The 26,851-nt window shown below is 71.3% G+C and carries 28 protein-coding genes; 13 read left to right on the forward strand and 15 right to left on the reverse strand.

All coding sequences use genetic code 11. The features are described 5' to 3' along the window. Positions 1 to 385 precede the first annotated feature (385 nt). The 4 genes from aceB (at position 386) to QQM67_RS15660 (ending at position 4,944) form a co-directional block, all read left to right on the forward strand. On the forward strand, positions 386 to 2,014 hold the full coding sequence (gene aceB / locus QQM67_RS15645; protein WP_314174437.1) for a malate synthase A: 1,629 nt from the start codon (positions 386 to 388) through the stop codon (positions 2,012 to 2,014). Between the two features lie 272 nt (positions 2,015 to 2,286). Then, entirely contained in the window at positions 2,287 to 3,546 is a 1,260-nt protein-coding gene (locus tag QQM67_RS15650; RefSeq protein ID WP_314174438.1) for a BtrH N-terminal domain-containing protein, read from the forward strand. Between the two features lie 325 nt (positions 3,547 to 3,871). After that, positions 3,872 to 4,717 (forward strand): helix-turn-helix domain-containing protein, encoded by an 846-nt coding sequence (locus tag QQM67_RS15655; protein ID WP_314174439.1) that lies wholly within the window; start codon positions 3,872 to 3,874, stop codon positions 4,715 to 4,717. Then, entirely contained in the window at positions 4,705 to 4,944 is a 240-nt protein-coding gene (locus tag QQM67_RS15660) for a DUF397 domain-containing protein (RefSeq protein ID WP_399066762.1), read from the forward strand. Before QQM67_RS15655 ends, QQM67_RS15660 begins: the two co-directional genes overlap by 13 nt. A 25-nt stretch (positions 4,945 to 4,969) precedes the next feature. On the opposite strand, the gene QQM67_RS15665 is transcribed toward QQM67_RS15660, so the two are convergent. After that, positions 4,970 to 5,707: a class I SAM-dependent DNA methyltransferase gene (locus tag QQM67_RS15665; RefSeq protein ID WP_314174440.1), complete on the reverse strand. Its 738-nt coding sequence runs from the start codon at positions 5,705 to 5,707 to the stop codon at positions 4,970 to 4,972. A 179-nt stretch (positions 5,708 to 5,886) separates the two neighbouring features. On the opposite strand from QQM67_RS15665, the gene QQM67_RS15670 reads away from it, so the two are divergent. Then, positions 5,887 to 6,273, forward strand: a complete 387-nt coding sequence (locus tag QQM67_RS15670) for a hypothetical protein (protein WP_314174441.1) — start codon at positions 5,887 to 5,889, stop codon at positions 6,271 to 6,273. 56 nt (positions 6,274 to 6,329) lie between these two features. On the opposite strand, the gene QQM67_RS15675 is transcribed toward QQM67_RS15670, so the two are convergent. From QQM67_RS15675 to QQM67_RS15695, 5 genes are all read right to left on the reverse strand, one after another. Next, positions 6,330 to 7,229, reverse strand: a complete 900-nt coding sequence (locus QQM67_RS15675) for a MerR family transcriptional regulator (protein ID WP_314174442.1) — start codon at positions 7,227 to 7,229, stop codon at positions 6,330 to 6,332. 115 nt (positions 7,230 to 7,344) lie between these two features. After that, positions 7,345 to 7,926 carry a putative glycolipid-binding domain-containing protein gene (locus QQM67_RS15680; RefSeq protein WP_314174443.1) on the reverse strand — a complete coding sequence of 194 codons (582 nt, stop codon included), beginning with the start codon at positions 7,924 to 7,926 and terminating at the stop codon, positions 7,345 to 7,347. A 129-nt stretch (positions 7,927 to 8,055) separates the two neighbouring features. Then, positions 8,056 to 8,949 carry a hypothetical protein gene (locus QQM67_RS15685; RefSeq protein WP_314174444.1) on the reverse strand — a complete coding sequence of 298 codons (894 nt, stop codon included), beginning with the start codon at positions 8,947 to 8,949 and terminating at the stop codon, positions 8,056 to 8,058. A 398-nt stretch (positions 8,950 to 9,347) separates the two neighbouring features. Continuing rightward, positions 9,348 to 10,346 (reverse strand): RNA polymerase subunit sigma-70, encoded by a 999-nt coding sequence (locus QQM67_RS15690; RefSeq protein WP_314174445.1) that lies wholly within the window; start codon positions 10,344 to 10,346, stop codon positions 9,348 to 9,350. Between the two features lie 264 nt (positions 10,347 to 10,610). Further along, the gene (locus tag QQM67_RS15695; RefSeq protein WP_314174446.1) at positions 10,611 to 10,991 is read right to left on the reverse strand and encodes a tautomerase family protein; all 381 of its coding nucleotides are present in this window, start codon (positions 10,989 to 10,991) and stop codon (positions 10,611 to 10,613) included. Between the two features lie 344 nt (positions 10,992 to 11,335). Between QQM67_RS15695 and QQM67_RS15700 the strand changes: the two genes are divergently transcribed. After that, positions 11,336 to 11,842, forward strand: a complete 507-nt coding sequence (locus QQM67_RS15700; RefSeq protein ID WP_314174447.1) for a DUF6624 domain-containing protein — start codon at positions 11,336 to 11,338, stop codon at positions 11,840 to 11,842. 71 nt (positions 11,843 to 11,913) lie between these two features. Here QQM67_RS15700 and QQM67_RS15705 read toward each other — a convergent pair whose 3' ends face one another. The 6 genes from QQM67_RS15705 to uraD all read right to left on the reverse strand — a co-directional run bounded on the left by QQM67_RS15705 (position 11,914) and on the right by uraD (position 17,766). Next, entirely contained in the window at positions 11,914 to 12,420 is a 507-nt protein-coding gene (locus QQM67_RS15705; protein WP_314174448.1) for a metallophosphoesterase family protein, read from the reverse strand. A gap of 79 nt (positions 12,421 to 12,499) precedes the next feature. Continuing rightward, positions 12,500 to 14,083 carry a nucleobase:cation symporter-2 family protein gene (locus QQM67_RS15710; protein WP_314174449.1) on the reverse strand — a complete coding sequence of 528 codons (1,584 nt, stop codon included), beginning with the start codon at positions 14,081 to 14,083 and terminating at the stop codon, positions 12,500 to 12,502. Between the two features lie 266 nt (positions 14,084 to 14,349). After that, a complete protein-coding gene (locus tag QQM67_RS15715) occupies positions 14,350 to 15,777 on the reverse strand; it encodes an 8-oxoguanine deaminase (protein WP_314174450.1) in 1,428 nt (475 codons plus the stop codon). A gap of 48 nt (positions 15,778 to 15,825) precedes the next feature. After that, a complete protein-coding gene (gene pucL, locus QQM67_RS15720) occupies positions 15,826 to 16,734 on the reverse strand; it encodes a factor-independent urate hydroxylase (RefSeq protein WP_314174451.1) in 909 nt (302 codons plus the stop codon). A 7-nt stretch (positions 16,735 to 16,741) separates the two neighbouring features. Further along, positions 16,742 to 17,257, reverse strand: a complete 516-nt coding sequence (locus QQM67_RS15725) for a hydroxyisourate hydrolase (protein WP_314174452.1) — start codon at positions 17,255 to 17,257, stop codon at positions 16,742 to 16,744. Further along, a complete protein-coding gene (gene uraD, locus QQM67_RS15730; RefSeq protein WP_314174453.1) occupies positions 17,254 to 17,766 on the reverse strand; it encodes a 2-oxo-4-hydroxy-4-carboxy-5-ureidoimidazoline decarboxylase in 513 nt (170 codons plus the stop codon). Before uraD ends, QQM67_RS15725 begins: the two co-directional genes overlap by 4 nt. Positions 17,767 to 17,992: 226 nt before the next feature. On the opposite strand from uraD, the gene QQM67_RS15735 reads away from it, so the two are divergent. The 3 genes from QQM67_RS15735 to QQM67_RS15745 all read left to right on the forward strand — a co-directional run bounded on the left by QQM67_RS15735 (position 17,993) and on the right by QQM67_RS15745 (position 19,600). After that, on the forward strand, positions 17,993 to 18,712 hold the full coding sequence (locus QQM67_RS15735) for a LysE family translocator (RefSeq protein WP_314174454.1): 720 nt from the start codon (positions 17,993 to 17,995) through the stop codon (positions 18,710 to 18,712). Between the two features lie 124 nt (positions 18,713 to 18,836). Beyond that, positions 18,837 to 18,989, forward strand: a complete 153-nt coding sequence (locus tag QQM67_RS15740) for a hypothetical protein (protein ID WP_314174455.1) — start codon at positions 18,837 to 18,839, stop codon at positions 18,987 to 18,989. Then, positions 18,986 to 19,600, forward strand: a complete 615-nt coding sequence (locus QQM67_RS15745; RefSeq protein ID WP_314174456.1) for a cyclodeaminase/cyclohydrolase family protein — start codon at positions 18,986 to 18,988, stop codon at positions 19,598 to 19,600. The genes QQM67_RS15740 and QQM67_RS15745 overlap by 4 nt, the downstream gene beginning before the upstream one ends. A gap of 86 nt (positions 19,601 to 19,686) precedes the next feature. Here QQM67_RS15745 and QQM67_RS15750 read toward each other — a convergent pair whose 3' ends face one another. Beyond that, positions 19,687 to 20,304 carry a CBS domain-containing protein gene (locus QQM67_RS15750; RefSeq protein ID WP_314174507.1) on the reverse strand — a complete coding sequence of 206 codons (618 nt, stop codon included), beginning with the start codon at positions 20,302 to 20,304 and terminating at the stop codon, positions 19,687 to 19,689. A gap of 541 nt (positions 20,305 to 20,845) precedes the next feature. Here QQM67_RS15750 and QQM67_RS15755 point away from each other — a divergent pair. Beyond that, positions 20,846 to 21,187 carry a VOC family protein gene (locus QQM67_RS15755; protein WP_314174457.1) on the forward strand — a complete coding sequence of 114 codons (342 nt, stop codon included), beginning with the start codon at positions 20,846 to 20,848 and terminating at the stop codon, positions 21,185 to 21,187. 33 nt (positions 21,188 to 21,220) lie between these two features. Here the strand turns inward: QQM67_RS15755 and QQM67_RS15760 are convergent, their stop codons facing one another. Together QQM67_RS15760 and QQM67_RS15765 are read right to left on the reverse strand one after the other, a co-directional pair. Then, positions 21,221 to 21,559, reverse strand: coding sequence for a helix-turn-helix domain-containing protein (locus QQM67_RS15760; RefSeq protein WP_314174508.1), 339 nt, complete (start codon positions 21,557 to 21,559; stop codon positions 21,221 to 21,223). A gap of 62 nt (positions 21,560 to 21,621) precedes the next feature. Further along, positions 21,622 to 21,960, reverse strand: a complete 339-nt coding sequence (locus QQM67_RS15765; RefSeq protein ID WP_314174458.1) for a hypothetical protein — start codon at positions 21,958 to 21,960, stop codon at positions 21,622 to 21,624. Positions 21,961 to 22,255: 295 nt separating this feature from the next. On the opposite strand from QQM67_RS15765, the gene QQM67_RS15770 reads away from it, so the two are divergent. The 3 genes from QQM67_RS15770 (at position 22,256) to gcl (ending at position 25,878) form a co-directional block, all read left to right on the forward strand. Then, entirely contained in the window at positions 22,256 to 23,092 is an 837-nt protein-coding gene (locus QQM67_RS15770; protein ID WP_314174509.1) for a TIM barrel protein, read from the forward strand. A 158-nt stretch (positions 23,093 to 23,250) separates the two neighbouring features. After that, positions 23,251 to 24,156 carry a 2-hydroxy-3-oxopropionate reductase gene (locus QQM67_RS15775; protein WP_314174459.1) on the forward strand — a complete coding sequence of 302 codons (906 nt, stop codon included), beginning with the start codon at positions 23,251 to 23,253 and terminating at the stop codon, positions 24,154 to 24,156. Between the two features lie 3 nt (positions 24,157 to 24,159). After that, positions 24,160 to 25,878 (forward strand): glyoxylate carboligase, encoded by a 1,719-nt coding sequence (gcl, locus tag QQM67_RS15780; RefSeq protein ID WP_314174460.1) that lies wholly within the window; start codon positions 24,160 to 24,162, stop codon positions 25,876 to 25,878. The last annotated feature ends 973 nt before the right edge of the window (positions 25,879 to 26,851 follow it).

Here is a 26,851-nt window from a genome sequence, read left to right on the forward strand (position 1 = left end):
GGAAGGCGGCGCGGGGTTTCGCCGCGCGCCGGCGCGGAACTCAGCCAACCGCCTTCGCCGCCCCATGAGTCGGCGATGCCCGGCCGGTGACCTGGCCGAGGACAGGGCCGAGGACGGGGCCGAGGACAGGGCCGACGCCTTGCCCGCGGGCTGGCACCCCGGGCCATCTGACGGGAGCGACGACCCAGCAGCGATGTCTCGACATCAACAGACCCTTGATTGTTCCACCATGAGAAAACTAGTATCCACTGTTCAGAAGCGTCCGGTCTCTCACACTCGTAAACCGGACCGCTTCCGCAAGCACCGCTCGACCCGCGGCACTCCGTGCCGCGACGCACGCGATCCGGCGGCCGTGACCGCACGCCGCCCTAAGGAGTGACCCACCATGACCGCACCCGCGTCCTCCCCGGTCGAGATCGCCGGCGCAGCTCCCGTGGAGCGTCAGGAGGAGGTGCTGACCGACGGGGCGCTCGACTTCCTGGCCGCCCTGCACCGCCGGTTCACGCCGAGCCGCGACGAGCTGCTGAGCCAGCGCGCGGAGCGGCGCGCCGAGATCGCCCGCACCTCCACACTCGACTTCCTCCCCCACACCGCGCACGTCCGCGAGGGCGACTGGCGGGTGGCCGACTGTCCCGAGGCCCTGAACGACCGCCGCGTCGAGATCACCGGCCCCACCGACCGCAAGATGACCATCAACGCCTGCAACTCGGGCGCCAAGGTGTGGCTCGCCGACTTCGAGGACGCCTCCGCCCCCACATGGGAGAACGTCGTCGGCGGCCAGCTCAATCTGATCTCCGCCTACGAGCGCACCATCGACTTCACCGACGAGGTCTCCGGCAAGTCCTACGAGCTGGGGCCGCCCGAGAACATGCCCGCCGTCGTCATGCGCCCCCGCGGCTGGCACCTCGACGAGCGCCATCTGCGGGTGGACGGCGAGCAAGTGCCGGGCGCGCTCGTCGACTTCGGGCTCTACTTCTTCCACAACGCCCAGCGCCTCATCGACATGGGCAAGGGCCCGTACTTCTATCTGCCCAAGCTCGAATCGCACCTCGAAGCCCGGCTGTGGAACGAGATCTTCGTCTTCGCGCAGGACTACTGCGGCATCCCGCAGGGCACCGTGCGGGCGACCGTGCTGATCGAGACCATCACCGCGGCGTACGAGATGGACGAGATCCTCTACGAACTGCGCGACCACGCCTCCGGGTTGAACGCGGGGCGCTGGGACTACCTCTTCTCCATCGTCAAGAACTTCCGTGACGCCGGGGCGAAGTTCGTACTGCCGGACCGCAACTCCGTGACGATGACGGCACCGTTCATGCGTGCCTACACCGAACTGCTCGTGCGCACCTGCCACAAGCGCGGCGCCCACGCCATCGGCGGCATGGCCGCGTTCATCCCCAACCGCCGCGACCCGGAGGCCAACGAGCAGGCGCTCGCGAAGGTACGCGCCGACAAGGACCGCGAGGCCTCCGACGGCTTCGACGGCTCCTGGGTCGCCCACCCCGACCTGGTGCCCGTCGCGCAGGAGTCCTTCGACGCCGTCCTCGGCGACCGTCCGAACCAGAAGGAGCGGCTCCGGGAGGACGTCGAGGTCACCGCCGCCGAACTCATCGCCGTCGACTCGACCGGCGCGAAGCCGACGTACGCGGGCCTGCGCAACGCCGTGCAGGTCGGCACCCGCTATATCGAGGCATGGCTGCGCGGCATGGGCGCGGTGGCCATCTTCGGCCTCATGGAGGACGCGGCGACGGCGGAGATCTCCCGCTCGCAGATCTGGCAGTGGGTGAACGCGGGCGTCGTGCTGCCGGACGCACCGGAGGGCGAGCTGCGCGTCACACCGGAGCTCGTGCGGCGCGTCGCCGAGGAGGATCTCGCGCAGCTGCGCGAGGAGTTGGGCGCCGAGACCTTCGAGGCGGGCGAGTGGCGGCGGGCCCACGAACTGCTCCTGCGCGTCGCGCTCGACGAGAAGTACGAGGAGTTCCTGACGCTCCCGGCGTACGAGCTGCTGGGCTGATCCCCGGGAAGGGAACCGGGCCCCGTCGGCCGGTTCCCCCGCGGACGAGCAGTGCCGGGACGGGAGACGAGACGCTAGACTGCGGCGCCGGCGCCGCCTGTGCGCCCGACCTCCTGACCCGGCACTCACGCTGCCGGGCCGCGCGGAGGCGAAGGTGATCTCCTTGTCATCGCGGGCGTGTTCCGTTGTCTGCCTTGTCGGCCTTTCCTTTCGTGGCGACGGTGGTGGGCCCGCGTGAGGGGCTCGCATCGTGCGCCTTGAGAGGACCGGCGGTGACCGAGCAGCGAGCACTGAAGAAGCTGGTACGGCAGCGCATGACCCGTACCGGAGAGTCGTACACCACGGCCCGGCGGCACGTACTGGCCCAGGCCGCACGTGCCGAGGCCCCCGCGCTTCCGGACGGTGTGCTCTATACCGAGTTCGGCACGGACCAGCATCACGACGCCTCCCTGATCCGCCATGCGCTCGGCGCTCTCGGCGGTACGCACGACGAGGCGATGATCGCGGGCCTGGCCGGAGGCATCGGGTTCATGTACTTCGTCTTCGAGTACCAGAACGTGCCGCCGTTGATGACCATCGTCGCCCAGCACCACCCCGAACCGTGGGTGCCGGCGGCGCTGGACCGGCTCGGCGTCCCCTGGACCGAGCAGCACAGCGGCAAGCCCCGCTGGGACCGCGTCCGCAAGGCACTCGACGAGGGACGTCCCGTCTTCTGCACGGTGGACAAGTCGCGGCTGCCGTGGCACGGGATGGAACCGGGCTTCGGGCAGGACCCGTACAACGTGGTGATCGCCGGATATCAGGGGGACACGCTGTACGTCGACGACGAGTCCGCGGCGCCGCACGCCATCGCCACCGAGGCGTTCGGGGCGGCCTGGTCGGCGCACAAGAAGGGCCGCCACCAGATGATCGTGCCGACGGGGCCGCCCGCGGGAGAGCCCGACGTCGCAGGAGCCGTCGCGGCCACGACGTCACATCTGACCGGCCCGGTGCTCGGCAACAACTTCGACGTCAACTTCGGACTGTCCGGGATGGAGAAGCTGGCCGCGCAGCTGCGCGACACGACGACGAAGACCGGGTGGGAACGCCGCTTCGACCGTGCGGCTCCCTTCGGCCGCGTACTGCGGCGGCTGCATGAGTGCCTGGAGGTCGAGTACACGGCTCCGGGCGCGACGCGCCCCCTGTACGCGCGGTTCCTCGAACAGGCAGGCAGGCCGGACGCGGCGAAGCTCTTCCGCGAATCGGGCCGCGGATGGGAGCAGTTGGCCGCGCTCGCGCTCGAGACCGTCTCGGAAGCGGGTGACTACTCCGAGATCTGCGAGGAGCGGATGCGGCTGCTCATGTCGCACGAGGACCCGCGGCCGGAGCAGCTGCGCGCCCTGGACAGGCGTGCGGACGAACTGGCCGAGAAGCACGGGCACTTGGACGAGGCCGCCCGGCGCGAGCTGTTCGGCGAGATGGCGGGCATCGTCGAGTCCTGCGCGGCGCTGGAACGCGAGGGAGCGCGCCTGCTGGCGGACGCGGACGCCTGACCTGACCGCTGCCACCCGTGTGCGGGCGACCGCACCCGCGCCGTTTCGGTCTTGCCGGGCGCGGGTGCGTCGTCCGTATTCCCCAGCGCGCCGCGCCCCATGGCGCTGGATCGCCGCACGAACGCACGTACGGTAATGGCCTCCGGCGCGGACGCACGGGCGGGCATGCGGGCCAACCCGCCCTCGTGACAGGCGACTTGACCAGCACTCTGGCTCGTACGCCGGGCCGCGTACGGGTTCTCTCCGTGGACGGTACGCATCACCGTCCGTAATCATCGGCACCCTGAATCTGAGGCAGTTCGCGGAGCACCGGAGGTGGCCGGAGATGACGGGGAACGATGCGGCGTACGGGGGCGAGCCGGAAAGCTCCGACGGCCTGAAGGCGTTCGGAGCGGTGCTCAAGGTGTTCCGCAGGCGGGCACGGCTCACCCAGGAAGAACTGGCCCCGCGAGTCTGCTATTCGGTGCAGACCATCTCGTCCGTGGAGCAGGGCCGGAGACTGCCACCGGCCGATCTCGTCGAGCGCGCGGAGGTCGTCCTGGACGCCTTCGGCGCGCTGAAGGCGGCGGCCCAACATGCCGTACGCAGGCCGGGGTTGGCGTCCTGGTTCCGCGAGTGGGCGCGGCTGGAGGAGGAGGCGGTGAGCCTGTGCACGTACGAATGCCGGGTGATCCCGGGGCTGTTGCAGACGGAGGCGTACGCGCGGGCGGTGACGCTGAGTGTCCCGCCGCCCAAGAGTGAGAACCAGGTGGCGGACCAGGTTTCGGCACGGCTCGACCGGCAGCATCTGCTGCGCGACAGGCCGAACACGGCGTACAGCTTCATCGTCGAACAGGCTCTGATCGAACGGCAGGTGGGTGGCGTCGACGTCACGCGAGAGCTCATCGACCACCTCGTCACATGCGCACAGCTGCCGAACATGGAGATTCAGGTGATGCCGCTCTGTCAGCCTTGGCACGCCGGTGCTGACGGGCCCATGCAGTTGCTGGAGACTTCGGCGCATCAGTGGCTGGGCTACTCGGAAGCCCAGCGCAGCGGGATGCTGATCACAGAGTCCGGAGAGGTGAGTGTCCTCTCGCAGCGGTATGCCAAACTTCGCTCGCAAGCCGAAACCCCCGAGGAATCAATGGACTTGCTGAGGCGAATGCGAGGATCGCTATGCGCGAACTGACGTGGTTCAAGAGCAGTTACAGCGGCTCTGACGGCGACAGCTGCCTGGAGGTCGCCCTGACCTGGCGCAAGAGCAGCTACAGCGGCTCTGAAGGGGACAGCTGCGTCGAGGTCGCGACCCTCCCGGACACCGTCCACGTCCGGGACTCCAAGGACACCGCAGGTCCCCAACTGGCCCTCTCCCCCGCCGCCTGGACGGCGTTCGTCTCCTACGCCGCCCGGGACTGACAGGGCGGCACCGGGCCGCGAGGCGCTAGCCGACCGGCTTCTGCCAGACGGAGACGTGCGACCTGCTGTCAGCGGTGAAGGGGCTCTCGTGGAAGTCGGCCCAGCGCTCGCGGAGGTCCAAGTCCGCAAGCCTGGCCATCAGATCGAGCTCCGAGGGCCAGACGAATCGGTGCGGCGAGCGGAAGACGTCCGCTCGCCCGTCGTCCGCGATCCGGTAGTGGTGCGAAACCATCCGCTGGCGGGCCAGATCGAACGTGTCGAAGCCGAGATGGTGTTCGCCGACGTGGAACGGCTGCGCCGTCTCCCCCGGCGGCAGACGCTGGAGGTCCGGGACGCCGACCTCGATGACGAAGCGGCCCCCGGGCTCCAGGTGCCGCGCCGCGTTGCGGAAGCACTCGACCTGCTCATCCTGGGAGAGCAGATTGGTGATGGTGTTGAAGACCAGGTAGACGAGGCTGAATCGGCCCGGCGCCCTCGCGCTCGCCATGTCGCCGACCGACACGGGGATCTCGGAGCCTCCCGGCTTCTTGCGCAGCTGTTCCAGCATGGGCTCCGACATCTCGATCCCGGCCACGCGGATGCCGCGCCGGCTCAGGGGAAGGGCGACACGGCCCGTCCCGATCGCGAACTCCAGGGCCGGGCCGCGGCCCGCGCGGCGGGCCAGGAAGTCGACGGTGGGATCGAGGACTTCGGGTGCGTACATGAAGGCGGAGGACTCGTCGTACTCCTGCGCCACCCGCTCGTTCCAGATCTCTCCATCCATGGCCCGAAGTTCCCACGCCGGCCCGCCCGGCTGCCATCGGATTTCCGCGGACGGGGCGGACACGCACCGCCCGAGAAGGCTCCGACCGGCGAATCACGGAAGGTGCCGGGCTGAACCCGTCCCTCCGCCGGGGCATCCATGGCATGTTCTGTGCGGGCCCCGAACGGCGAGGAGGACAGATGCCACGCGAGACGGCCGAAGAGGAGATGGAGCGGCTGGACGCCGAACGCAGGCGCTACGAGCTGACGTTGGCGGGCACCACCGAGTCCGAGACGGACCGGCGTGCCCACCTCCGGGACTGGGCGGACCGCCGCACCGCCGAGATCGACGAGCTGCACGACAAACGGCCCCTCGGGCTCCGGGACAAGATCGTCCTGGGCGGCGGTGCGACGGTGACCGGCGTGGGCTGCTTCGCGTTCGAATCGTGGGCGAGCGTCGCCCTCGGCGTCGTCGCCCTCGTCCTCCTCGACGATTTCCGGACCGGCGTGGTCGTACGCCTGACACGGAGGACGGCCAGAAAGCTCACCCGGCGCCGGAGCCACTGGGAGCAGAAGCGGACGCCGTGAACGCTGCGGACTCCGCCGCGCGGTGCCGGAGGGTGCCGTGGGGTCGTGGCCTCTCCCTACGCCTGTTGCACCTCCGCCCCGAGCGCCTCCCGCAGCCACGCGTAGTCCTCGGCGCGTGACGGCAGCGGCTCGTGGCCCCTGACGGCGCGGAACAGCTCCTGGTAGCGCTCGGCGCCCGCGTTCAGACCGGCGTCCAGGCTTTCGAGGACCTCGGCCCTGTCGGCGTCTCCGAAGAGGCGGCTCAACACCTCTGCCGCTTCAGGCCCGTTCGGATCCGCGCCGTCCTCCCTGGCGTCCTTGACGACCTCGACGACGTGCCGGGTGAACCAGATGTGGCCGCCGTGCGAGCGCGGAGCGCTCAGCTCCAGCATCCTCCGCATCCCGGCCCGGAAGTCGGGGTCCTGTATGAGTTCGGCCAGCTGGATCCAGGCGTCGACCTGCTCCGGCGTGGGGCTGTCGGGCAGTTCGACCGGGGCGCGCCGCAGGCGCTCGCGCATGTCGGGCCCGCCCTCGACGCCCTCGGACACCTCCAGCATGAAGTCCTCGATGATGGTTCTGCGTTTGGCGACGGAGAGCCGCGCGAGCTTGTTCATCAGTGCTGTCTCCTCAGCGGTGGAACCGCGTTCCGCGACGGTGGAAAGAACGGCCCGGCTGACCTTCAGCGCACGTATCCGGGCGTCGAGAGCGGCGACATGTGCGGCGGCGACCTCGGCGACCGTGGCCTCGCTGCGCACGATCCGGCTTATCTCCTCCAGCCCGAGCCCCAACTCGCGCAGGGTGCGTACGAGTTCGAGCCGGGCGACGGCGTCGGCCCCGTACAGCCGGTAGCCGCCCTCGGACCGCCGCTCCGGTGTCAGCACGCCCACGTCCGACCAGTAGCGGACGGTGCGTACGGACACATCGGCGCGCTCGGCGAGCTGCCCGATGGTGAGAGATTCCGGGTGTTCGTCACTCATACCGGGAGTGTGGACCTTCCAGCGGCTGGAGACTCAAGCGCGGGACGCGGGCCGTCCTGGCGCGTGGGCCTCCTCACACCGCTCCGGCGTGCTCTCCGCGTGCCGGACCGCGCCGTCAGGTGACGCGGATCGCGATGCCCGGGTAGTCGCGGACGAGGCCGGAACTGTCGTAGGCGAGGCGGCAGTTGAAGTCGAGGGCGGGGGCGGCGTACTCGTAGCGCTGCTGACCCGCCTTGTCGCGGACGAGCTCGTAGGTCTGGTCGAGCCGTTCGACGGCGAGGTCCGCGGCGCGCACGTACGCCGCGGGGGCGTCGGCGGGGCCCCCGTCGGCGAGGCCGAGGCGGCGCACGGGAAGGGCGTTGGTCATCACGGAGGATTCGAGATCGACGTCGCGGCATCCGTCGAGATGCGGGGAGACCATGCCGTCGACCTGCCAGTGGCCGGCGCCGTCGGTGATGACCGACGCCGTACGGTGCCCGGCCGCGGAGCGTCCGGAGATGTGCGCGGCGCGGGTCGCCCAGGCGGAGTCGAGGTCGAGTTCGTAGTCGACGATCCAGGTGCGGCCGTCCTCAACGGCCGTCGTGCAGCCGTTGATACGCCAGCCGTCGTCGGCCTGGCGGAAGTAGACGACCTCGAAGCCCGAACGGGCCTTCATGTGCTGCCACGCTGCGGCCTTCGGCGGGTCACGGAAGTCCATGCGGGCGCCTCCTCCTGGGGGTTCGCGGAGGCACCATCCTCGCCCGCGCCCAGGGGCATGCCGAGGCGGCTCGCCGTTCGAAGAGCACGCCAGGGCGGCGGACCAACGGCCTTGAGTGCGGCCTGCGCGTCAGACGGAGTGAAGGTCGAGCCCGGCCCGCTTCGCCCTCGCGCGGCGCTCCTCCCCCGCCTCCTTCCGCCACTGCTCGAACTCGTCCCACTCCAGCGGCTGCATGCACATCAGCTCCCCCGTCCCCGGGACGAGCAGCACGCCGCCGAACACCTCGTCACCGGCGAACCATCCGCCCTGGGCGATGCCGTCCGGCCACCGCGGGTGGCCCATGGGCTCCCTGGCGTGCATGTCCGGCGACTCCAGGCCGCCATAGCCGAGGACGAGGACGCGCCGTCCGTTCCTCCACAGCTCCAACCCGTAGACGGGGCTGCGGAATTCGAAGGGGTAGACGTCCAGGACGCGGGCGCACTGCCGCACCCAGCGGAGCTGGTCGAACCAGAAGACCGTCGCCAGCGCCACCCCGAGAAGGCCGACGCCCATGAGCGGTATGAGGTAGCTGACCCTCGTGACCAGGGGCACGGCCATGATCACCAGGCAGGAGAGCACGAGGATCGCGTAGCGCTTGAGCAGGGCCGCGTAGAGGAAGTGGACCGGGCCCTTCTGGTCGCTGCCGTCGGTTGCGTACGGGGCGGGAGCGCCACGGGACGGCCGTCGCAGCACGTAGCGCACGGCTGCGACCTCGAGAGCGACCAGGCCCAGTATCCCGGGTATCGCGAGGAATACGAGGTCGTCGCTGGCCACGAAGAGCGTGACGGCGTACGAGGCGGCCGCCGCCAGCGCCCACAGGGCCTCGCGTCTGAGCGGCACCGCACGCTCGGGAAGCCACGCGGGGAGCGGGACTCTCTGCGCGGGTAGCGGGACGCCTTGCGCAGGGGGCGGCGGGGGGCCCGCCCCCGGGGGTGGCTCGGTGGCCTTCTCGTCCTCGTCACGATCGAGTGAGGCCTCTGGCATGACATCTTCCCTTTGATGGTCCGCAGTCACCGAAACACCGTTCCTCACTGCCCTCAGCCGCGGAGCCGGGGTGCCGGCTCCTGTTTCCCCGGGGCGTCAGCCACCGCGGGGCCGTCGGTGAGACGTCACCGTACTCGCCCGTGGCGGGCCGTACGTGGCGGATGAGCCATCGGCAAAAAGAGTGCATCCGGAGGGCGGCGCGGATTCGCGACAGGGCGGGCGGATCAGCCGAATCCGGCCCGATCCAGCCAGAAGCCGAGCAATTCCTCGTCGAAAGCCGACGCCGACGGCCGGGGTTCCGCAGGGCGCGGACGCCGGTGCCGCGGAGCCGGAACCGGCGTCGCGTCCGAGTACGGGCCCGGGGTCGCCGTCGCGCTGCGCGAGCGTCCGCACCGGGACTACTCCGCGGCGTCCGGCGGCAGGCGCTCCGGCAGCCCGAGCCGCGGGAACTGGTCGTCGTGGAAGGTGGTGACCTCGGTGATCGCACCGCCGGAGATGCGCAGGACGTCGATCGTCAGCGGCAGGTACGCGCCGTCCTGCTCCCGCCAGAGGTAGAAGGCGACGGCGGGCTGCCGGTTGACGGAGGTGGGGACGGGGCGCAGACCCGTCATCCCCTCGAAGCCGTCCTCGATCCAGCTGTTGACGACCGCGTCGCGGCCGACGTGCAGGCCCGGGGTGGGCGGCATCGAGGAGCGGACGTCGTCGCGCAGCATCGAGGCGAGTGCCGGGATGTCCGTGGCGACGCTGGCGTCGGTGAACCGGCGCACCAGCTCGCGCGTCCCGGTGCCCTCGTCGCCGCCCGTCCAGTCCTGCCGCTCGGCGGGCAGGTGCTCCCGCATGCCGGCGCGGGCCCGCTGCAAGGCGCTGTTCACGGAGTTGACGGAGTCCCCGAGGAGCTCCGCGACGTCCTTCGCGGGCCAGCCGAGCACGTCCCGCAGGATCAGGACGGCCCGCGGGCGCGGCGCGAGGTGCTGGACCGCGACCAGGTACGCCAGCTCGATCGTCTCCCGGGCGACGGCGACGGTCTCCGGCTCGTCCGCGTCACCGGCGGGCAGCTCGTCGAGCAGCCGGTCCGGGTAGGGCTGAAGCCACAGCACCTCGCCGCCGGTGGCGGGCTCCGGGCGGCGCCTGGCCAGGAGATCCAGGCAGGCGTTGGTGGCGATCCGGTACAGCCAGGCCCGGAAGGTCGACCGCCCCTCGAAGGTCTCCCGCCGCCGCCAGGCACGGAGAAACGTCTCCTGCACGGTGTCCTCGGCGTCCTCGAACGACCCGAGCATCCGGTAGCAGTGCACGTGCAGCTCCCGCCGGTGCCGCTCCGCCATCCCCGAGAACGCCGCCTCGCCGACCTCACCCAGCCCGCTCACGCCCAGCTCCTCCGGCCGCGTGTCCGCACTCATCGCGTCGTCCTTCCGCCTCGTCGTGCATCGTCGTGTCCCGTCGTATGTGTGACGGGTGCGGGCGCGACAACTCATCACCGGGTCGGGGCGGCGTGGCTGATCCGGTGACGGATTCAGGTGACGGATCAGGTGACGAGCACGGAGTGGAGGCGCGGTAGGCGGCCCGGCCGGCCCCTGGACCAGACAGCGTCCTCGTGACCCGCTGCGAGACCAGGCCCGGTGTCCGTGCGAGCTTCGAGGACTGCCCGTGCGAGGCTGCTGTCGTCAGAGGTACTGGGCCTCGCCGTTGCCAAGGGACCAGTCGGCGTTCGAGTTCTCTGTCAGCACGACGAACATGTTGCGTGGTTCGACGCCCGCGTATTCCTGGGCGAGTTGCGATGTGCGCCGGTACAACGCCTGTTTCTGCGAGTCCGGACGGCCGGCCCGCAGAGTGATGGCCACGTAGACGATGCCGTCATCGCGTTGCACGCCGAGATACGTGCCGTGGCGCAGCAGTCCCTTCTGTCCGTCGTGACCGGTCAGGATCTGGAAGTGGTCCTCATCGGGGAAGCCCATCGTCTCGCCAAGCGCCTCGTGGACGGCTCGGCCCAGGGCCTTCAACCGCTCTGTGTCGCAGTGCATGGCGTCGATGCGGACGAGTGGCATGGTGCATGCCTCCAAGATGGGTCTGCAGCGTGACCCAGCCACTGTCGCACCGGTGGGTACAGGCGATGGCTGCGCCTTGGGCCAGGGGACGGGGTGGGAAAAGGCGCGGCGGTCATCCGCGAGCACGGTCTTCCGCGCGATGGCCGCGCGACGGACAAGCGTGCCATTGCCCTCCATGCGCCGTGACCGTCGCTCGTACCACGGCTCTGGTTCCGGGCTCGGATCCATTGTCGCCGTTCGCCGAGGTGTCTGTCACCGTCCTCCGGAATGATCTTCGGGTCGATATGCACCCCTAGGGTTGCGGGCGAGGAGCACAACACAGCGATCCGGCTGGGGAGTTGAGAGTGGCGCACGATGTTGCCGCACTGGCGGAGGAACTCAAGGCCATGGCTGCGAGCGATCACCGGTCCTCCCTTCACGCGAACAGCGACGACCCGGCCGAACAGCTGGCGTGGCGCCGGCTGACCGCACGGCACGGTGACCGGCTCAGCGAGATCATGGACGAGTACGGCTGGCCTACCGCGGAACTCGTCGGCGAGGAGGCCGCGCGCTCGGCGTGGCTGATCGCCCAGCACGCCGATCGGCAACTCCACGTCCAGCGACGCGCCCTCCAGCTGATGCAGCAGGCGGTGTCAGCGGGCTCGGCCGGTCCGCGCGAGCTGGCCTTTCTACGTGACCGCACGCTGGTCAACGAGGGCCGCAAGCAGATCTACGGCACTCAGATCGCCGGTGTGAAGGACGGGGCACCCGTGCCGTGGCCCTGCGAAGAGCCAGAGCGTATGGACGAACTGCGGGCCGAAGTCGGCATCGAGCCCTTCGACGCGTACGTCGCCAAGTTCGCAACGGCCTGACACCGGTTGGTGAGCGGTGGAACGGAAATCCCTGCCGTGCGGCGCCCCTTGGGCGCTGCGCGGGTCGGGGTTCAGCCGCGCCGGGGCACGCGGTGAAGCTGGACCTGGGAGAGGCCGTCGGTCGTCAACCGGGCCGTCATGTAGGTGCAGTACGGCTGGCGGCGGCGGTCCGTGGGTGAGCCGGGGTTGAGGAGGCGGAGGCGGCCGTCGGCCGTGGTGCTGTCCCAGGGGATGTGGCTGTGGCCGAAGACCAGCACGTCCGCTTCGGGGAAGCGCTCGGCGCAGCGGCGTTCGCGGCCGCGCGCGTCGCCCGTCTCGTGGACGACGGCGAGGCGCACACCGGCGAGTTCGGCCTCCGCCACCTCCGGCAGGCGTGCGCGGAGCTCGGGCCCGTCGTTGTTGCCGTACACGCCGACGAGCCGGCGTGCGCGCGACTCGAACAGGTCGAGCGTGGCGGTGTCGACCCAGTCCCCGGCGTGTACGGCGACGTCGGCGCGGGCGAGTTCGCCGAGCAGCGGGTCGGGCAGCCGCTTGGCGCGCTTGGGCAGGTGCGTGTCCGAGGTGAGCAGTAGTCGCACGACGGCGACGGTAGCGGACGGGCCCGGCCGCGCGGGTGCGGCGTCCCGCGGGCCGGGAGTTCCACCGTCGTCCGGGAGTTCACCCCTCCGCGGGCGCCCGGTCCGGCGTCCCGGGCGCGCGGCCCGCGGCGTGGTCCTTGTCTTGCTGCCGTGGGACCGCGTCCTTCCCCGTGGCCGTGTCCGGCGGGGCGCTCACCGCCGAATCGCGCCGCCGTCCAAGGTGGTTGAAGAGCAGGTTGAGGACGACCGCCGTGACGCAGCCCGTGGAGATGCCGGAGTCCAGGATGATCCGCGCGCTGCCCGGGAAGACGTCGTAGAAGTCCGGGGCGGCGACCGGGATGACGCCCACCGCCAACGACACCGCCACGATCACGATGTTGCTGTCGTCGCCCAGGTCCGCCCGGGCGAGGGTGCGGATGCCGCTGGCCGCGACGGAGCCGAACAGGACGACGCCCGCGCCGCCGAGCACCGGCTGCGGCACGGTCGCGATGAGCGCGGCGGCCACCGGGCAGAGCCCCATGAGGATGAGGATGCCGCCGCCCGCGGCGACCACGTACCGGCTGCGGATGCGCGTCATCGCGACGAGGCCGATGTTCTGCGCGAAGGCGGTGGCCAGGAAGCCGTTGAAGAACGGGCTGACGAAGGAGCCGAGGGTGTCGGCACGCAGCCCGGCGGCGATGGTCTTCTCGTCGGCGGGGCGGTCCACGATCTCGCCGAGGGCGAGCATGTCGGCCGTGGACTCCGTCATCGAGACGAGCATGACGATGCACATGGAGACGATGGCCGCGACGGCGAACTGCGGTGCGCCGAAGTGGAACGGCGCCGGGAAGCCGACGATGCCCGCGCCGCGCAGCGCCCCGAAGTCCGTGATGCCGACGGGGATCGCGATCACAGTGCCCGCGACGAGCCCGAGCAGCACCGCGATCTGCTTGACGAAGCCGCGGGTGAAGCGGCTGAGCAGCAGCACCACGACGAGGGTGACTCCGGCCATGGCGATGTTCTTCGTCGCGCCGTAGCCGGGGGCCTGAGAGTCGCCGCCCTGCGCCCAGTTGAAGGCGACGGGCATGAGCGAGACGCCGATGAGCGTGATGACGCTGCCCGTGACCACGGGCGGGAAGAAGCGCACGAGCTTGCTGAAGTACGGCGCGAGCACGAAGCCGAGGGCTGCGGCCACCATGCAGGCGCCGAAGATCACGGGGAGCGCGTCGTCGGGGCCTTCGGACTTGTTGATGGCGAGCATCGGCGCGACCGAGGCGAAGGTGACGCCGTTGACGAACGGCAGGCGTGCGCCTATGCGCCATACGCCGAGGGTCTGGAGCAGCGTGGCGATGCCCGCGAGGAAGAGGCTCGCGCCGGTGAGGAAGGTCAGCTCGGATACGGACAGCCCGACCGCGGAGCCGATGATGAGGGGCGGCGCCACCACGCCCGCGTACATGGCCGCGACGTGCTGGAGGCCGGTGGTGAGGAGTTTGAGCGGCGGGAGGGACCGGTCAACGGGGTGCTTTTCCTGCGCCCCTTCCCGGGACGCCTCCTGGGGCTCTCCCCGCCCGGCCGGTTCCGGTTGCGCCGGCGGGGCCCCGGCGTCCTCGGGTTCGCGGGCGGCGCCCTCCGACTGGTCGTCGGCGCCGCGGGGCTGGTCGTCGTGTGCGGGCGTGTCGGTCACGGCGTTCCTCCTGTCGGTGTTCACAGGTCAGTCACGTTCAACGGTGGTGCTGTGCGCTGCCGTTACGCCCGGTGGTGCCGGACCGTCCCGGGAGCGTGAGGGGTTGGGCCACGCCCCGGGAACGGCTTGGGTGGTGTTCGGCCCGGCCGGGAGCCGTCCCTCCCGGCCGGAGTCTTGGGGTTGCCGGTTCGTCGCGGTCGCCGCCGCGGTCGTCACCCACTTGGGTCGGCGCCGCGGTCGCCGTCGTGCGGACGCCCGGCTCCGGTTCAGCTCGCGTCCGCGGCGGCCCGGGCCAGGCGCCGGGCCTGGTCGCGTGCCTCGCGTGCGATCAAGTCCTCGTCGGCGGTGGTGAGTCGGCCGTCCTCGACGACCGTCCGGCCGTTCACGAGCGAGAGCGTGACGGGCGCGGCGGCGCCGAGCGCGAGCGCGGCGACCGGGTCGGCGATCGAGGAGTGCCCGATGCCGTCGATGCGCCACAGCACCAGGTCGGCGAGTTTGCCGGGCTCCAGCGAGCCGATCTCGTCCTGTCTGCCCAGGACTTCGGCTCCGCCGTACGTACCGAGGCGCAGCGCCTGGCGTGCGGTGAGGGCCTTCTCCTTGTGCGGGCCGAGCCGCCCGACGAGCAGCGCGTTGCGCAACTCCGTGTGCAGTTCGCCGGATTCGTTGGACGCGGTGCCGTCGACGCCGAGGCCGACCGGAACCCCGGCGGCCAGCATGTCGGGCACGCGCGCGATGCCCGCGCCCAAGCGGGCGTTGGACGAGGGGCAGTGGGCGACGCCCGTGCGGGTGCGGGCGAAAGCGGCGATGTCGGTGTCGCTCATGTGGACGCAGTGCGCCATCCACACGTCGTCGCCGAGCCAGCCCACCGAGTCCAGGTAGTCGGTGGGGCCCATGCCGAACCGCTCGTGGCAGAACTTCTCCTCCTCGACCGTCTCCGAGCCGTGCGTGTGCAGCCGTACGCCCTTGCGGCGCGCCAACTCGCCTGCCTGCCGCAGCAGTTCGGTGGTGACCGAGAACGGCGAGCAGGGCGCGACGCCGATGCGCAGCATCGATCCGAAGGACGGGTCGTGGTGGGTGTCGACGGCCTCCTCGGTGGCGGCGAGGGCGTCGTCGGTGGTCTCGACGGCGAAGTCCGGGGGCAGTCCGCCGTCGGACGCGCCCAGATCCATCGATCCGCGCGTGGGGTTGAAGCGGACGCCGAGCTCCCGCGCGGCCCGGATCTCGGCGCCGAGCAGGTCCCCCGAACCGCGAGGGAAGACGTAGTGGTGGTCCATGGCGGTGGTCACCCCGCCGCGCATCATCATGCCGAGCGAGCCGCGGGCGGCTGCGCGCACCATGTCCTCGTCGATGCGCGCCCAGACGGGATAGAGGGCGACGAGCCAGTCGAAGAGGTTGGCGTTCTGGGCGAGTCCCCGGGTGAGCCACTGGTAGAAGTGGTGGTGGGTGTTGACCAGTCCGGGCGTGACGAGGTGTCCGGTGCCGTCGACGCGGCGCACCACGCCGTCGAGTTCGCGGGGCGCGCTGCCCTCGCCGACGTGCTCGATGCGGTCGCCGGCGACGACGACGTGGCCCTCGGCGTGTTCGGTGCCGTGCGCGTCGACGGTGGCGACGGCGCAGTTCTCGATGACGGTGCGCTCTGCCCGCCGTGTTCGCCCGGCCGGGTCGTTCGTGGTGCGGTCTGCCGGATCAGTCATGCTCTCTCGTGCCCTCCAGGCCGGTCGCGTACGCAGGTGCGCCGCGCGTCACAGGTTGGTCATGTCGGCCGGTATGAGTTCCTCGGCGCCGGCGCGCAGCACCGTGGCCTCGATGAGCCCGTAGGGGCGGTCGGCGGCGATGTAGACCGCGCCGTCCGCCGTGTCGTTCTTGATGCCGAACGGCTCCAGATCCACCCGGAAGTGGTGCTTGTTGGGCATGGAGAACCGGATCTCCTCCAACTCGCCCCTGTCCTCCAGTACTTGGGAGCCCATCCGGTACAGCGTCTGCTGGAGGGAGAGGGAGTAGGTCTCGGCGAAGGCCCGCAGCATCAGCTGCTTGGTGGCCTCGTACGAGTCGTCCCAGCCGGGTCCGCCCTCCGCCGAGCGGTGGCGCCACACGGCGCTCACCTCGGTGGCGAGGATGCGGTCGTAGTCCTCTTTGAGGGTCGTGTACCTGTCCTTGATGTAGCCCCAGAACTCCGAGTCGGTGGAGTTGAGGACCGTAAGTCCCTTGAGCCCGCTGAGGACTTGGACGCTTGAGCCGTCGTAGGTGATCTGCGCGGTGCGCGTCTCCTGGCCGCGGCGCACGAAGGAGTGCGGGGCGTCGCCGCCGGAGACCGCGATGCGGTCCCACGCGTACTCCTCGACGCGGACGCGCGCGGTGCGGATCGGCTCCGTCTCGTCGACGAAGTGACGGGCGAGGGCGATGCCGAACTGCTCGGCGGATTCGACGCCTTGCTCCTTGGCGAAGGCGAAGACCGTGTTCTTGGTGGTGTCGGTGGGCAGGACGTTCGCGTTGGAGCCGGAGTAGTGGACCTCGTCGAGGTCGCCGCTCAGGGCGACGGAGACGTTGAGGTCCTTGATGTGGTGGGTCGCGCCGTCCCTGGTGATCTTGACGACGCGGTTCTCCGCCTTGCCGTACTGGTTCTGGCCGAGAACCGTGGTCGGCACCGTCATGTCGCTGTCAGCTCCCTCGGTATACGGAGTAGCCGAACGGGCTGAGCAGCAGCGGCACGTGGTAGTGCTCACCGGGGGCGACCGCGAAGACCACGGTCACCTCGGGGAAGAAGCTTCCCCGCTCCCCCGCGGCGTGCGCGCCGTGCGCGCTGCTGCCGCCGCCGTCCGTGCTCCGCGCGTTGTTCGCACTGTTCGTGCTGTCCGTGCTGTCCGTGCTGTTCGTGTCTTTCGCGTGGCCGGCGTCCTGCCCGCCGTCCGCGCCGCTTGCCGTCAGATACGGCTCGACCCCGAAGGTCAGCCGTGCGTGTGCGGTGCCCTCCGGCAGGGGCGGCAGGTCCTTGCAGCGTCCGTCCCCGTCCGTCGTCGAGGCGGCGTGCGCGGACCACTCCGCCGTACCGCCCGTGCGTACGGACAGCTGGACGCCGACGCCCGCGGCGGGGCGTCCCGCGCTGGTGTCGAGGATGTGCGTGGAGACCGACGCCGTTGTACGGGCGGCGCTCGCCGCGGCGGCTTCGCTGGTCATGCTCGTTCAGGCTCCTTGTCCGCGTCCGCCAGTGCGGTCAGCCGGATCCGGTTGATCTTCGTCAATTCGGTGCGGACGATCTCCCGTTCCGTTTCAGGTGAGTTGGCGATGCGCTCGCGCGCGGCGTCCCGCATCTGCTCGCCGCTCAGGCCGGTCGCGCAGATCAGGAAGACGTGGCCGAACTTCTCCTGGTACGCCAGGTTCAGCTCCAGCATCTCCTCCTTGAGCCGGCCGGAGGCTCCGGCCATGCCGCGCTGTTCGCGCGCCGAGGACGGATCGCCGGGGCGGGGCCGTCCGATGGGCGGATGCCCCGCCATGGCCTCGGCGAGGTCCGCGGCGGTCAGCTCCGCCATGGCGGCGTCGCTCGCGGCGAGCAGCGCCGCCGTGTCCGCGTACGGACGGCCAGCGAGCAGCCGCCTTGCCCATGCACGGGCGGCGCAGACCTCGTCGAGCGCGGCCCCGGCATCGCTCTGCGAAGCCGAGTTGAGCCAGGTCAGACCTGGCGCCACGGGGGAAGGGGAAGGCGTCACGTAAGCCTCCGGAGACGGTTCGGGCTGGGGAACAGCTAAACCCCGGAGCAACGTAACGTCAACACTTTGTTGAAATCTGGCTCCGGACGACGTCTCCACCGGCGGTCCGGTCCCGGGCTACGTCCGGGGTCCTGGTCCGGAGGTCCGGGGTGCTGGTGCGAAGGTCCGGGTGGTCGTGCCGGTCCGGCTGCGGGATTCTCGGGGGATGGTCGACCCGCACCGGCTCGCAGCCTTCTGCGCGATGTCCCTCGTCCTGTCCGCCGTGCCCGGACCGAGCGTGCTCTTCGTCGTCGGCAGGGCGCTGGCCCACGGACGCCGGGCCGCGCTCGCGTCCGTGACCGGCAACGCCGTCGGCGGCTACGTCCTCGTCGTCGCGGTGGCGTCGGGCCTGGGCAGTGTGGTGGCGCGGTCGGCCTTCCTCTTCGGCGTGATCAAGATGGCGGGGGCGGCGTATCTGGTGGTGCTGGGTGTACGGGCACTTCTCGACGCCCGGAAGGCCCGCCGGAACGCCGCCCTCAGCGACGGCCCGGCCGAACACGCCGCGCCCCGTGCGGAAAGCGCACGCACCGCAAGCGCGCGTACCGCGAGCCCGCCACACGACGCCCGCCGCGGCCCGCGCCAGGCATGGGAGGGCTTCACGGTCGGGGTGACCAACCCGAAGAGCGTCGTCTTCCTGATGGCGGTGCTGCCCCAGTTCGTGGACCGGAGCGCGGGCCATGTCGTGCTCCAGATGCTGGTGTTGGGCCTTGCCGGCGCCCTGCTCCAGTTCGCCTCGGACAGCGTCTGGGGCCTGACGGCGTCCGCAGCGAGGAGCCGCCTGGCACGCTCACCGCGCCGGACGTCGCTGTTCGGCGCCGCCGGCGGCCTCAGCATGATCGGCCTCGGGGTGACCGTCGCGGTCACCGGACGCGCGGACCCCGCGTAGCGGACGGGCCAGCCCGGGCGCGGTCCTGTGCCGCAAGCCGGTAGGGCGTACGGTCGGCCGTGTGCACCCACCTCTCCGACAGCGGACGCGGCGCGACCCGGCTCGCCGAGGCCGTCGCGGAGGCGTGCGAGGAACCGTCGCGGTCCGGCCGCTCTACCCCGACGGCGCCACGCTGCGCGACAAGATCGAGGCCGTCGCCACCCGGGTCTACGGCGCCGACGGCGTCGACTACACCATCGACCTCGACGAGAACAACGACATCGTCGGACTGTCGTGAGCGAACCGGCCGGCTTCCCGTCCGCGACCGTCCGCGGCTTCCTCGACCAGGTCGCGGCGCGCACGCCGGCGCCGGGCGGTGGCGCGTCGTGTGCGTTCGCCGCCGGCACCGCAGCGGCGCTCGTCGCGATGTCGGCCCGCTTCTCCACGAAGCAGCTGCCCGACGCCGAGCGGGTCGCGGCGACCGCCGACGATCTGCGCGGCGAGGCGCTGCCACTGGCGGAGGCCGACGCCGAGGCGTACGGGAAGCTGCTCGCCGCGTTCCGCGACAAGGAACCCGGCCACCGGGAGCGGCTCGCCGAAGCTTGCCGCGCGGCGTGCGACGTGCCGCTGCGGATCGCGGGCGTGGCGGCAGCCGTTGCCGAACTCGCCGCGCGGGTCGGCACGGACGGCAACCCGAACCTGCGCGGGGACGCGTACACGGCGGCGATGCTGTGCTCCGCGGCCGCGGAGTCGGCGGTGGCCCTCGTACGGATCAACGTGCGCGCGGGCGGACTCGACGACGAACCGGAGCGCAGGGCCGGAGCCCACACGCTCGCGGTCGCGAGGGCGGTCGAGGCCATGAGGGAGACCCTCGGACCGCCATCGGCATCGGCACCGGAACAGGCATAGGCATCGGCATCGGCACAGGCACAGGCCGTCGCGCTTGATCGAGGCCGGGGCTCGGCCGGGGCCGGGGCCCAGTCGAGGCCGGGGGCTCAGTCGAGGTCGAACCGTACGTCCACGACCCCTTCGACCGAACGGATGAGGCGGGCGGCGACCGGTACGAGTGAGGAGTCGGCCAGCTCGCCCGTGACCGTGACCACTCCCTTCTCCACGTCCACGCGAAGCGAGGGCGGCGAGGGGGAAGCGGCGGTGCCCGGGAGCATGCCGATCACGTCGCGCCTGATCTCCGCGGCGATGTCCTCGTCCGTCCGCAGAAAGACCTTCAGCAGATCGACGCGGCTGGCGATGCCCCGGAGCCTGCCCTCGCCGTCCACGACCGGCAGCCGCTTCACGCGCATGTGCGCCATGATGCGGGCGGCCTCCGCCAGGGGGGCGTCCTCGTGGACGGACACGGCGGGGGTGGTCATCAACTCGCCCGCGGTCAGGGCACCCGACTTGCGCAACTGCTCCATGCGTTCGCGGGGTTCGCCGAGGACCGGGGCGCCGTCGCGGTACTCCTCCTTGGCCAGCAGATCGGCCTCGGAGACCACGCCGATGACGCGCCCGTCCGCCTCCAGGACCGGGACGGCGCTCACCTGCCATTCGCGCATCTTCCGGGTGATGTCCTTGAAGGTGGCCTCCCTGCCCACGGCGATGACGGCCCGCGTCATGACGTCGGCCACGGTGCGCGACGAGCTTCCCGGCACGGAGTCCTGCGCATGCGGCCGGGACGCCTCCGCCTCCGCCGATGCCGGCTCGGCGGACGGCCGGGCACGGTGCCGGCTGTGGGCCTCGGGTGTCATAGCGGCTCCCTTCCGAGCGCGGCAGGCGCCCGCCGCGGGACAGCGGCGGGGTTCACGGACGGGGTTCTGCTCTCGTGCCACGACGACGGGGCAATGCGCACGGTGCAACAGAGCGTGCGTTCGCCACCGGTCTCGCATCGGCGTGCACGGTTCCTCACGGCCGGTGGACGGGAGCGCCCCGCCTGCGCGCCGTCCAGGCCGGAAGACCCTTCCGCTGTTTCAACGGTGTGGTTCGCCGCCACGGTGTGCAACCGCGGCAGGACCGCCGTGCGACCGGCCGTGCGGCGTGGCCCGGCCTCGACATGACCGCGAACGGAACCGGGCAGCCGTAAACGGCCCGGACGGCGATGAGTTGGCGAGGCCGCCGGAGTCGGTACGGACATCGCATCCACCGCACCTGGAGGACGGCATGGCTCTGAACCTGTTCGCCGGCATCCCCGTCACCGACTACGCCGCGGCGCTGCCGTGGTACGAGCGGTTCTTCGGCGCGCAGCCGTCGTTTCTGCCGAACGACATCGAGGCGGTGTGGGAGGTGGCCGAGCACCGGTACGTCTACATCGTCGAGGACCCGGAACGGGCGGGGAACGCGCTGGTGTTGTCGTTCGTCGACGACCTCGCCGAACAGGTCGCCCAGGTCGCCGGGCGGGGCATCGAGCCCGCGAAGCGCGAGACGTTCGAAGGCGGCGTGACCAAGGTGATCTACCGGGACGCGGACGGCAATGAGATCAGCCTCGGCGGCGCCCGGGGCTGACGGCGGCCCGCGACGCCGGCGAGGGGGGTTGCGTCACCCCTCGTCGCGGCGCTTCTTCGCCCGCTTCTCCTCCTGGGCGTTGATGTAGTTGTAGACGGTGAAGCGGCTGACCCCGAGCGCGCTCGCGACCGTCTCCACGCCGTGCCGCACCGAGAAGGCGCCCCGGGTCTCCAGGATTCGGACGACCGACTGCTTCGTCTTGCGGTCCAGTTCGCAGAGCGGCATCCCGTGACGGCGCTCCAGCTCCGCGAGGATGTGGTCGAGGGAGTCGGACAGGTGCGGCAGCCGTACGGCCACGACGTCCCGGCCCTCCCAGGCGAGGACCACGTCGTCGCCCTCCGCGTCCTCCGGCGCGATCATCTCGCCCCCCATGGCGTCGACGAGCGGCTTGACCGCGTCGGCGAAGGGGTGGCCTCCGGATGCTCCTCCGCCGGTCACGTCCCGCTCCCGGCGGCGCCGGTGTCCGCGCCGGTGCCGGTGCCGGTGCTGGTACCGGTGCCGGGGTCCGTGTCCGCGTTCGTCTCCGCTTCCGCGCCCGGAAGGACGTTGAGCTGGAGCGAGATGCGCGTGGCGCCCGCGCCCAGCGAGTCGCGGAGCACGGACTGGACGGCGCTGAGCACCGCCTCCGCCGGGCCCTCGGCGGTGTTGCCGAACGGGCCGACGTCCACGGAGTCCAGCGGTGCGCTCTGCACGACCTCGCGGGCCACGAGCGCATGCCGCGGGGCCTCGTCGAGGTCGAAGGGTTCGGTCGTGAACTCAACTCGCAATCGCACGTCGTCAACCTACGCGAGCGGTGCAGGCAGCGGCCATCCGAAGGGAGCGGCCGAAGCGCCGGGAGATGCCTCCGGCGGACCTCCGGCGGCCCTCTGACGACCCTCCGGCGGCGGCGGACCGGCCGCAGACCCCTTGACAGCTTCCGGGATGCGAGAGCAGTCTTCCATAAAGTAGAAATACACTTTCACGATACGGAACATACGGAACACCCGACGACACTCGAACTCTCCTCGTGGACACTCCGACCCGGAGGGAAGGCGATCGCCCGTGGCGCCCCTTTCTGAGCTCGCCGGCATCGGCCGCACCGAGCACCGCTACACCGTCAATCTCTCGATCCTCTTCACGGAGCTGCCGCTGCTGGAGCGTCCCGCCGCCGCGGCCGCGGCCGGATTCACCGCGGTCGAACTGTGGTGGCCGTGGGTGGACGCGCCCGTACCCGAGAAGGCCGAACTGGACGCGCTGCGGCGGGCGTTGAGCGACGCGGGCACCAGGCTCACCGGTCTGAACTTCTACGCCGGGCAGCTGCCGGGCCCGGACCGCGGCGCGCTGTCCGTGCCGGGCGAGGAGTCCGCGAAGTTCCGCCGGAACATCGACGTCGCCGTGGAGTTCGCGGAGTCGACCGGCTGCACGGCGCTCAACGCCCTCTACGGCAATCGCGTTCCGGGCGCGACACCCGACGAGCAGGACGAACTCGCCCTGGAGAACCTGGCGTCGGCGGCGCGCGCGGCCGACGGCATCGGCGCGGTGCTGCTCATCGAGGCGCTCAACGCCATCGAGTCGCCGCACTGCCCGATCGTGAGCGCGCCCAAGGCCGTCGACGTCGCCGGCAAGGTCAACGCGGCCACCGGGCTGGGCAATACGAAGTTCCTCATGGACCTCTACCACCTGGCCATGAACGGCGAGGACCTGCACAAGATCATCGACGAGCACGCGGGACGCACCGGCCATGTGCAGATCGCCGACAGCCCCGGCCGCGGCGCGCCCGGCACCGGCGCACTCGACTTCCCCGACCTGCTGGAGCGCCTCGCCAAGGCGGGATACGAGGGCCGCATCGGCCTGGAGTACAAGCCCGGCGACCTGCCGAGCGCGGAGAGCTTCGGCTGGCTGCCGCGCGAGCTGCGCCGCGCCTGAGCCCCGGCCCCGGGCCCGCTGGGCAGCGCCGGCCCGGGGCCGGACACCACCGCCACCGTCCACCGCCGACGGACACCGGCCGACGGCGACCGACGGACACCGGCCGCTGCGTACCGACTCCGCCCGTACGACGAAGACTTCGAAAGGCATGACGCACCATGAGCCACACCCCGGACAACACGAAGATCGGCTTCATCGGTCTCGGCATCATGGGCACGCCCATGGTGCGCAACCTCGTCACCGCCGGATACGACGTGACGGCCTACGACCTGGACCCGGCCCGCGTGGACGCGGCCGTCAAGGACGGCGGCACGCCCGCCTCCTCCATCGCGGACGCGGCGCGCGAGGCCGACGTCGTCATCACGATGGTCCCCGCCTCGCCCCAGGTCGAGCAGGTCGTGCTGCACGAGGGCGGCGTGCTGGAGAACATCCCCTCCGGCGCCCTGCTCATCGACATGTCCTCCATCACCCCGCAGACCTCCGTGGACGTGGCGAAGGCCGCCGCGGCCAAGGGAGTCCGGGTTCTCGACGCGCCCGTCTCCGGCGGCGAGGCCGGAGCGGTGGAGGGCGTGCTGTCCATCATGGTGGGCGGCGAGAAGGCGACCTTCGACGCGGCGCTGCCCGTGCTCGAAGCGCTCGGGAAGACGATCGTGCTGTGCGGCCCGCACGGTTCGGGACAGACGGTGAAGGCCGCGAACCAGCTGATCGTCGCCGTCAACATCCAGGCCGTCGCGGAGGCCGTCGTCTTCCTGGAGAAGTCGGGCGTCGACCTCGCGGCCGCCCTGGACGTACTGAACGGCGGGCTCGCCGGCTCCACCGTGCTGACCCGCAAGAAGGACAGCATCCTCGCGGGCGACTTCCGGCCCGGATTCAAGATCGACCTGCACCACAAGGACATGGGCATCGTCACGGACGCGGCGCGCAACGTCGGCGCGGCCGTCCCCGCGGGTGCGCTGCTGGCACAGCTCGTCGGCGCGCTGCGGCAGCAGGGCGACGGCGGCCTCGACCACTCGGCGCTCGTGCTCGGCGTGCGGCGCCTGTCCGGTGAGAAGACGGAGGGCTGACGCATGGCCCCGAAGAGGATGCCCGCGATGGACGCGGCCGTCTCCATCATGGTCGACGAAGGGGTGGACATCGCCTTCGGCTGCCCGGGCGCCGCGATCCTCCCGCTGTACAAGGCGATGGAAGTGGACGGCCGCATCGAGCACTTGACGGTCCGCCACGAGGAGGGCGCGACGCACATGGCCGACGGCTGGGCCCGTACGAACGGCAAGGTCGGCGTCGCGATCGCCACCTCCGGGCCCGGCGCGACCAACCTCGTCACCGGGCTCTACACCGCGCAGGCCGACTCGATCCCCATGGTGTGCCTCACCGGCCAGGCCGTCTCGCCGAAGCTGCACCAGGAGGCGTTCCAGGCAGTCGACATCGTCGAGATCGCCAAGCCCGTCACCAAGTGGGCCGTGCAGATCAAGGAACCGGCGCAGATCCCCTGGGTCTTCCGCGAGGCGTTCCGCATCGCGCGTACGGGCCGTCCCGGGCCGGTGCTCATCGACCTGCCGCTGGACCTGGCCAAGCGCGAGATCACCTACGACGCCGAGATCGACGCGCGGCTGCCCGTACCGGCCGTCGAGCCCCATCTGCCGCGCGTGGAACGGGCGTTGGACATGCTGCTCGCCGCCGAGCGGCCGCTGGTCCTGGCGGGCGGCGGGGTGATCCTCGCCGAGGCCGGTACGGAACTGCGGGAGCTGGTCGAGGAGTTGCGGGTGCCCTTCCAGGTGACGCTGATGGGCAAGGGCGTCATCGAGGACGACCACGAACTCAACCTCGGCACGACCGGCATCCAGACCTCGCAGCGCTACGCCAACGCCTCCTTCCTGGAGTCGGACTTCGTGCTCGCCGTCGGCGCGCGCTTCGGCGACCGGCACACCGGCGCGAACATCGACGTCTACCGCGGCGAGCGCACCTTCGTGCACGTCGACATCGAACCCGGGCAGATCGGCAAGGTCTTCGAGCCCGACCTCGGCATCGTCTCCGACGCGGGGCTCTTCCTGACGGCCCTGCTGGCCGCGGCCCGCAAGCGCAAGGCGCGGGCGGACGTGGAGAGTTGGGTCGAGCGCTGCAAGGAGCTGAAGCGGACGCTGGTGCGCCGGGAGGACTTCGACTCCACGCCGGTGAAGGCGCCGCGCGCGTACAAGGAGATCAACGAGGCCTTCGACGAGCAGACGTACTTCGTCACCGCCATCGGGCTGTACCAGATCTGGGGCGGCCAGCATCAGAAGGCGTATCTGCCGCGGCACTACCAGGTCTGCGGGCAGGCGGGCCCGCTGGGCTGGGAGGTCCCGGCCGCGATCGGCGTGAAGAAGGCGCTGGAGGGGATGGGCAGGCCCGAGGCCGAAGTCGTGGGCATCGTCGGCGACTACGGCTTCCAGTACCTGGTCGAAGAACTCGCCGTCGCCGCCCAGTACAACGTGCCGTACGTGCTCATCATGCTCAACAACGAGTATCTGGGGCTGATCCGGCAGGCCGAGATCGGCTTCGGCATGAACTACCAGGTCGACATCCACTACGACGAGTTCGGGACGGACAACGTCAAGGTCATGGAGGCCTACGGCTGTTCGGGGCGGCGCGTGTGGGAGCCGGAGGACATCGCCGGCGCGATCCAGTGGGCGCGGAAGGAGGCGGTGGCCACGTCGCGTCCCGTACTGGTGGAGATCATGATCGAGCGCGAGGCGAACACGCCGCACGGGCCGGACATCGACGCGGTGCGGGAGTTCGAGGAGGCGTAGGCCCTGGGCGGGCGGCCGCCCCGCCTCCCGCCGGCCGCCCTCCCGGGCGGCGGCGCCTCCACAACCGGGGGACGCGGGCGCCGCGGCACACCCACGGGCCGGGCCCGCCTCAGCTCCGGGCGCACCTACGGGCCGGGCCCGCCTCGGGACCTGACCTCCTGGGTGAGGTTGTCCCGGACACGGGCATCCCGGGCGGGCCTGCACTCCGGCTTCACGGATCCGGCGAAGCCGGATCCGCTTCCCCGGAGCGGTGTCCCCTCGGCTCCGGGGAAGCGGATCCGCCGCGCACGGCGTCGCGGCGGACGGCGGTTCGGCGCCGAGCGGCAGCGATGAGTTGGCACACGATGTGCCAACTCCCGTAGCACCACCGGCCGTCACAGTCCCGCCGGACCCACGCCGTCGCGGCCGCGCGCCGTCGCGGCGGAAAGAGGGCCGGGGTCGGGGCACCGGGCCGCCGGGCCACTGGGGCGGCCGAGCCGCCCTCAGTGCGTCCGCCCGCTCAGCACCGAGCGCCCCAACACCCGCGCCGCCACCCGCCATCCCGGCCGGGTGCGCGTCGCGGTGCAAGGTGGCAGGGTGCTGCCCAGCAGCCATGAGTTGGGCACCCAGTGTGCCAACTCCCATAGCGCTACCGGCCGTCGTACAGCCGCCGGACCCACGCCGTCCCGGCTGGGCACCGTCGCGGCGGAAGTACGGGCGGTGCCCGCGGTCACGGCCGAGAGGCCGTCCGAGTCCAACCCCCGGGGCCACCCTGGCTACCGGGGCCCCAGGTGCCACAGGTGCCACAGGGGGCGGCCGAGCCGCCCCCGTGCGTCCGCCGGCTCAGCGCCCAGCGCCCCAACACCCGCGCCGCCACCGGCCGTCCCGGACGGGCGCCGTACCGGCGGAACGGGGCCGTGGTCCCGGGGCCGCCGCCAGGAGGCCCCCGAAGGGGCCCAGTTGGGCCGGGCGGCCGTGCGGGCGGGGTTAGGGC

This window comes from Streptomyces winkii (assembly GCF_032248595.1).
GTDB classification, from domain to species: domain Bacteria; phylum Actinomycetota; class Actinomycetes; order Streptomycetales; family Streptomycetaceae; genus Streptomyces; species Streptomyces winkii.

Coding starts and splice junctions, on each gene's coding strand:
- aceB (WP_314174437.1), top strand. CDS start 386: ATGACCGCACCCGCGTCCTCCCCGGTCGAGATCGCCGGCGCAGCTCCC.
- QQM67_RS15655 (WP_314174439.1), top strand. CDS start 3,872: ATGACGGGGAACGATGCGGCGTACGGGGGCGAGCCGGAAAGCTCCGAC.
- QQM67_RS15660 (WP_399066762.1), top strand. CDS start 4,705: ATGCGCGAACTGACGTGGTTCAAGAGCAGTTACAGCGGCTCTGACGGC.
- QQM67_RS15665 (WP_314174440.1), bottom strand. CDS start 5,707: ATGGATGGAGAGATCTGGAACGAGCGGGTGGCGCAGGAGTACGACGAG.
- QQM67_RS15670 (WP_314174441.1), top strand. CDS start 5,887: ATGCCACGCGAGACGGCCGAAGAGGAGATGGAGCGGCTGGACGCCGAA.
- QQM67_RS15675 (WP_314174442.1), bottom strand. CDS start 7,229: ATGAGTGACGAACACCCGGAATCTCTCACCATCGGGCAGCTCGCCGAG.
- QQM67_RS15680 (WP_314174443.1), bottom strand. CDS start 7,926: ATGGACTTCCGTGACCCGCCGAAGGCCGCAGCGTGGCAGCACATGAAG.
- QQM67_RS15685 (WP_314174444.1), bottom strand. CDS start 8,949: ATGCCAGAGGCCTCACTCGATCGTGACGAGGACGAGAAGGCCACCGAG.
- QQM67_RS15690 (WP_314174445.1), bottom strand. CDS start 10,346: ATGAGTGCGGACACGCGGCCGGAGGAGCTGGGCGTGAGCGGGCTGGGT.
- QQM67_RS15695 (WP_314174446.1), bottom strand. CDS start 10,991: ATGCCACTCGTCCGCATCGACGCCATGCACTGCGACACAGAGCGGTTG.
- QQM67_RS15715 (WP_314174450.1), bottom strand. CDS start 15,777: ATGACTGATCCGGCAGACCGCACCACGAACGACCCGGCCGGGCGAACA.
- pucL (WP_314174451.1), bottom strand. CDS start 16,734: ATGACGGTGCCGACCACGGTTCTCGGCCAGAACCAGTACGGCAAGGCG.
- QQM67_RS15725 (WP_314174452.1), bottom strand. CDS start 17,257: ATGACCAGCGAAGCCGCCGCGGCGAGCGCCGCCCGTACAACGGCGTCG.
- QQM67_RS15735 (WP_314174454.1), top strand. CDS start 17,993: ATGGTCGACCCGCACCGGCTCGCAGCCTTCTGCGCGATGTCCCTCGTC.
- QQM67_RS15750 (WP_314174507.1), bottom strand. CDS start 20,304: ATGACGCGGGCCGTCATCGCCGTGGGCAGGGAGGCCACCTTCAAGGAC.
- QQM67_RS15755 (WP_314174457.1), top strand. CDS start 20,846: ATGGCTCTGAACCTGTTCGCCGGCATCCCCGTCACCGACTACGCCGCG.
- QQM67_RS15760 (WP_314174508.1), bottom strand. CDS start 21,559: ATGGGGGGCGAGATGATCGCGCCGGAGGACGCGGAGGGCGACGACGTG.
- QQM67_RS15775 (WP_314174459.1), top strand. CDS start 23,251: ATGAGCCACACCCCGGACAACACGAAGATCGGCTTCATCGGTCTCGGC.
- gcl (WP_314174460.1), top strand. CDS start 24,160: ATGGCCCCGAAGAGGATGCCCGCGATGGACGCGGCCGTCTCCATCATG.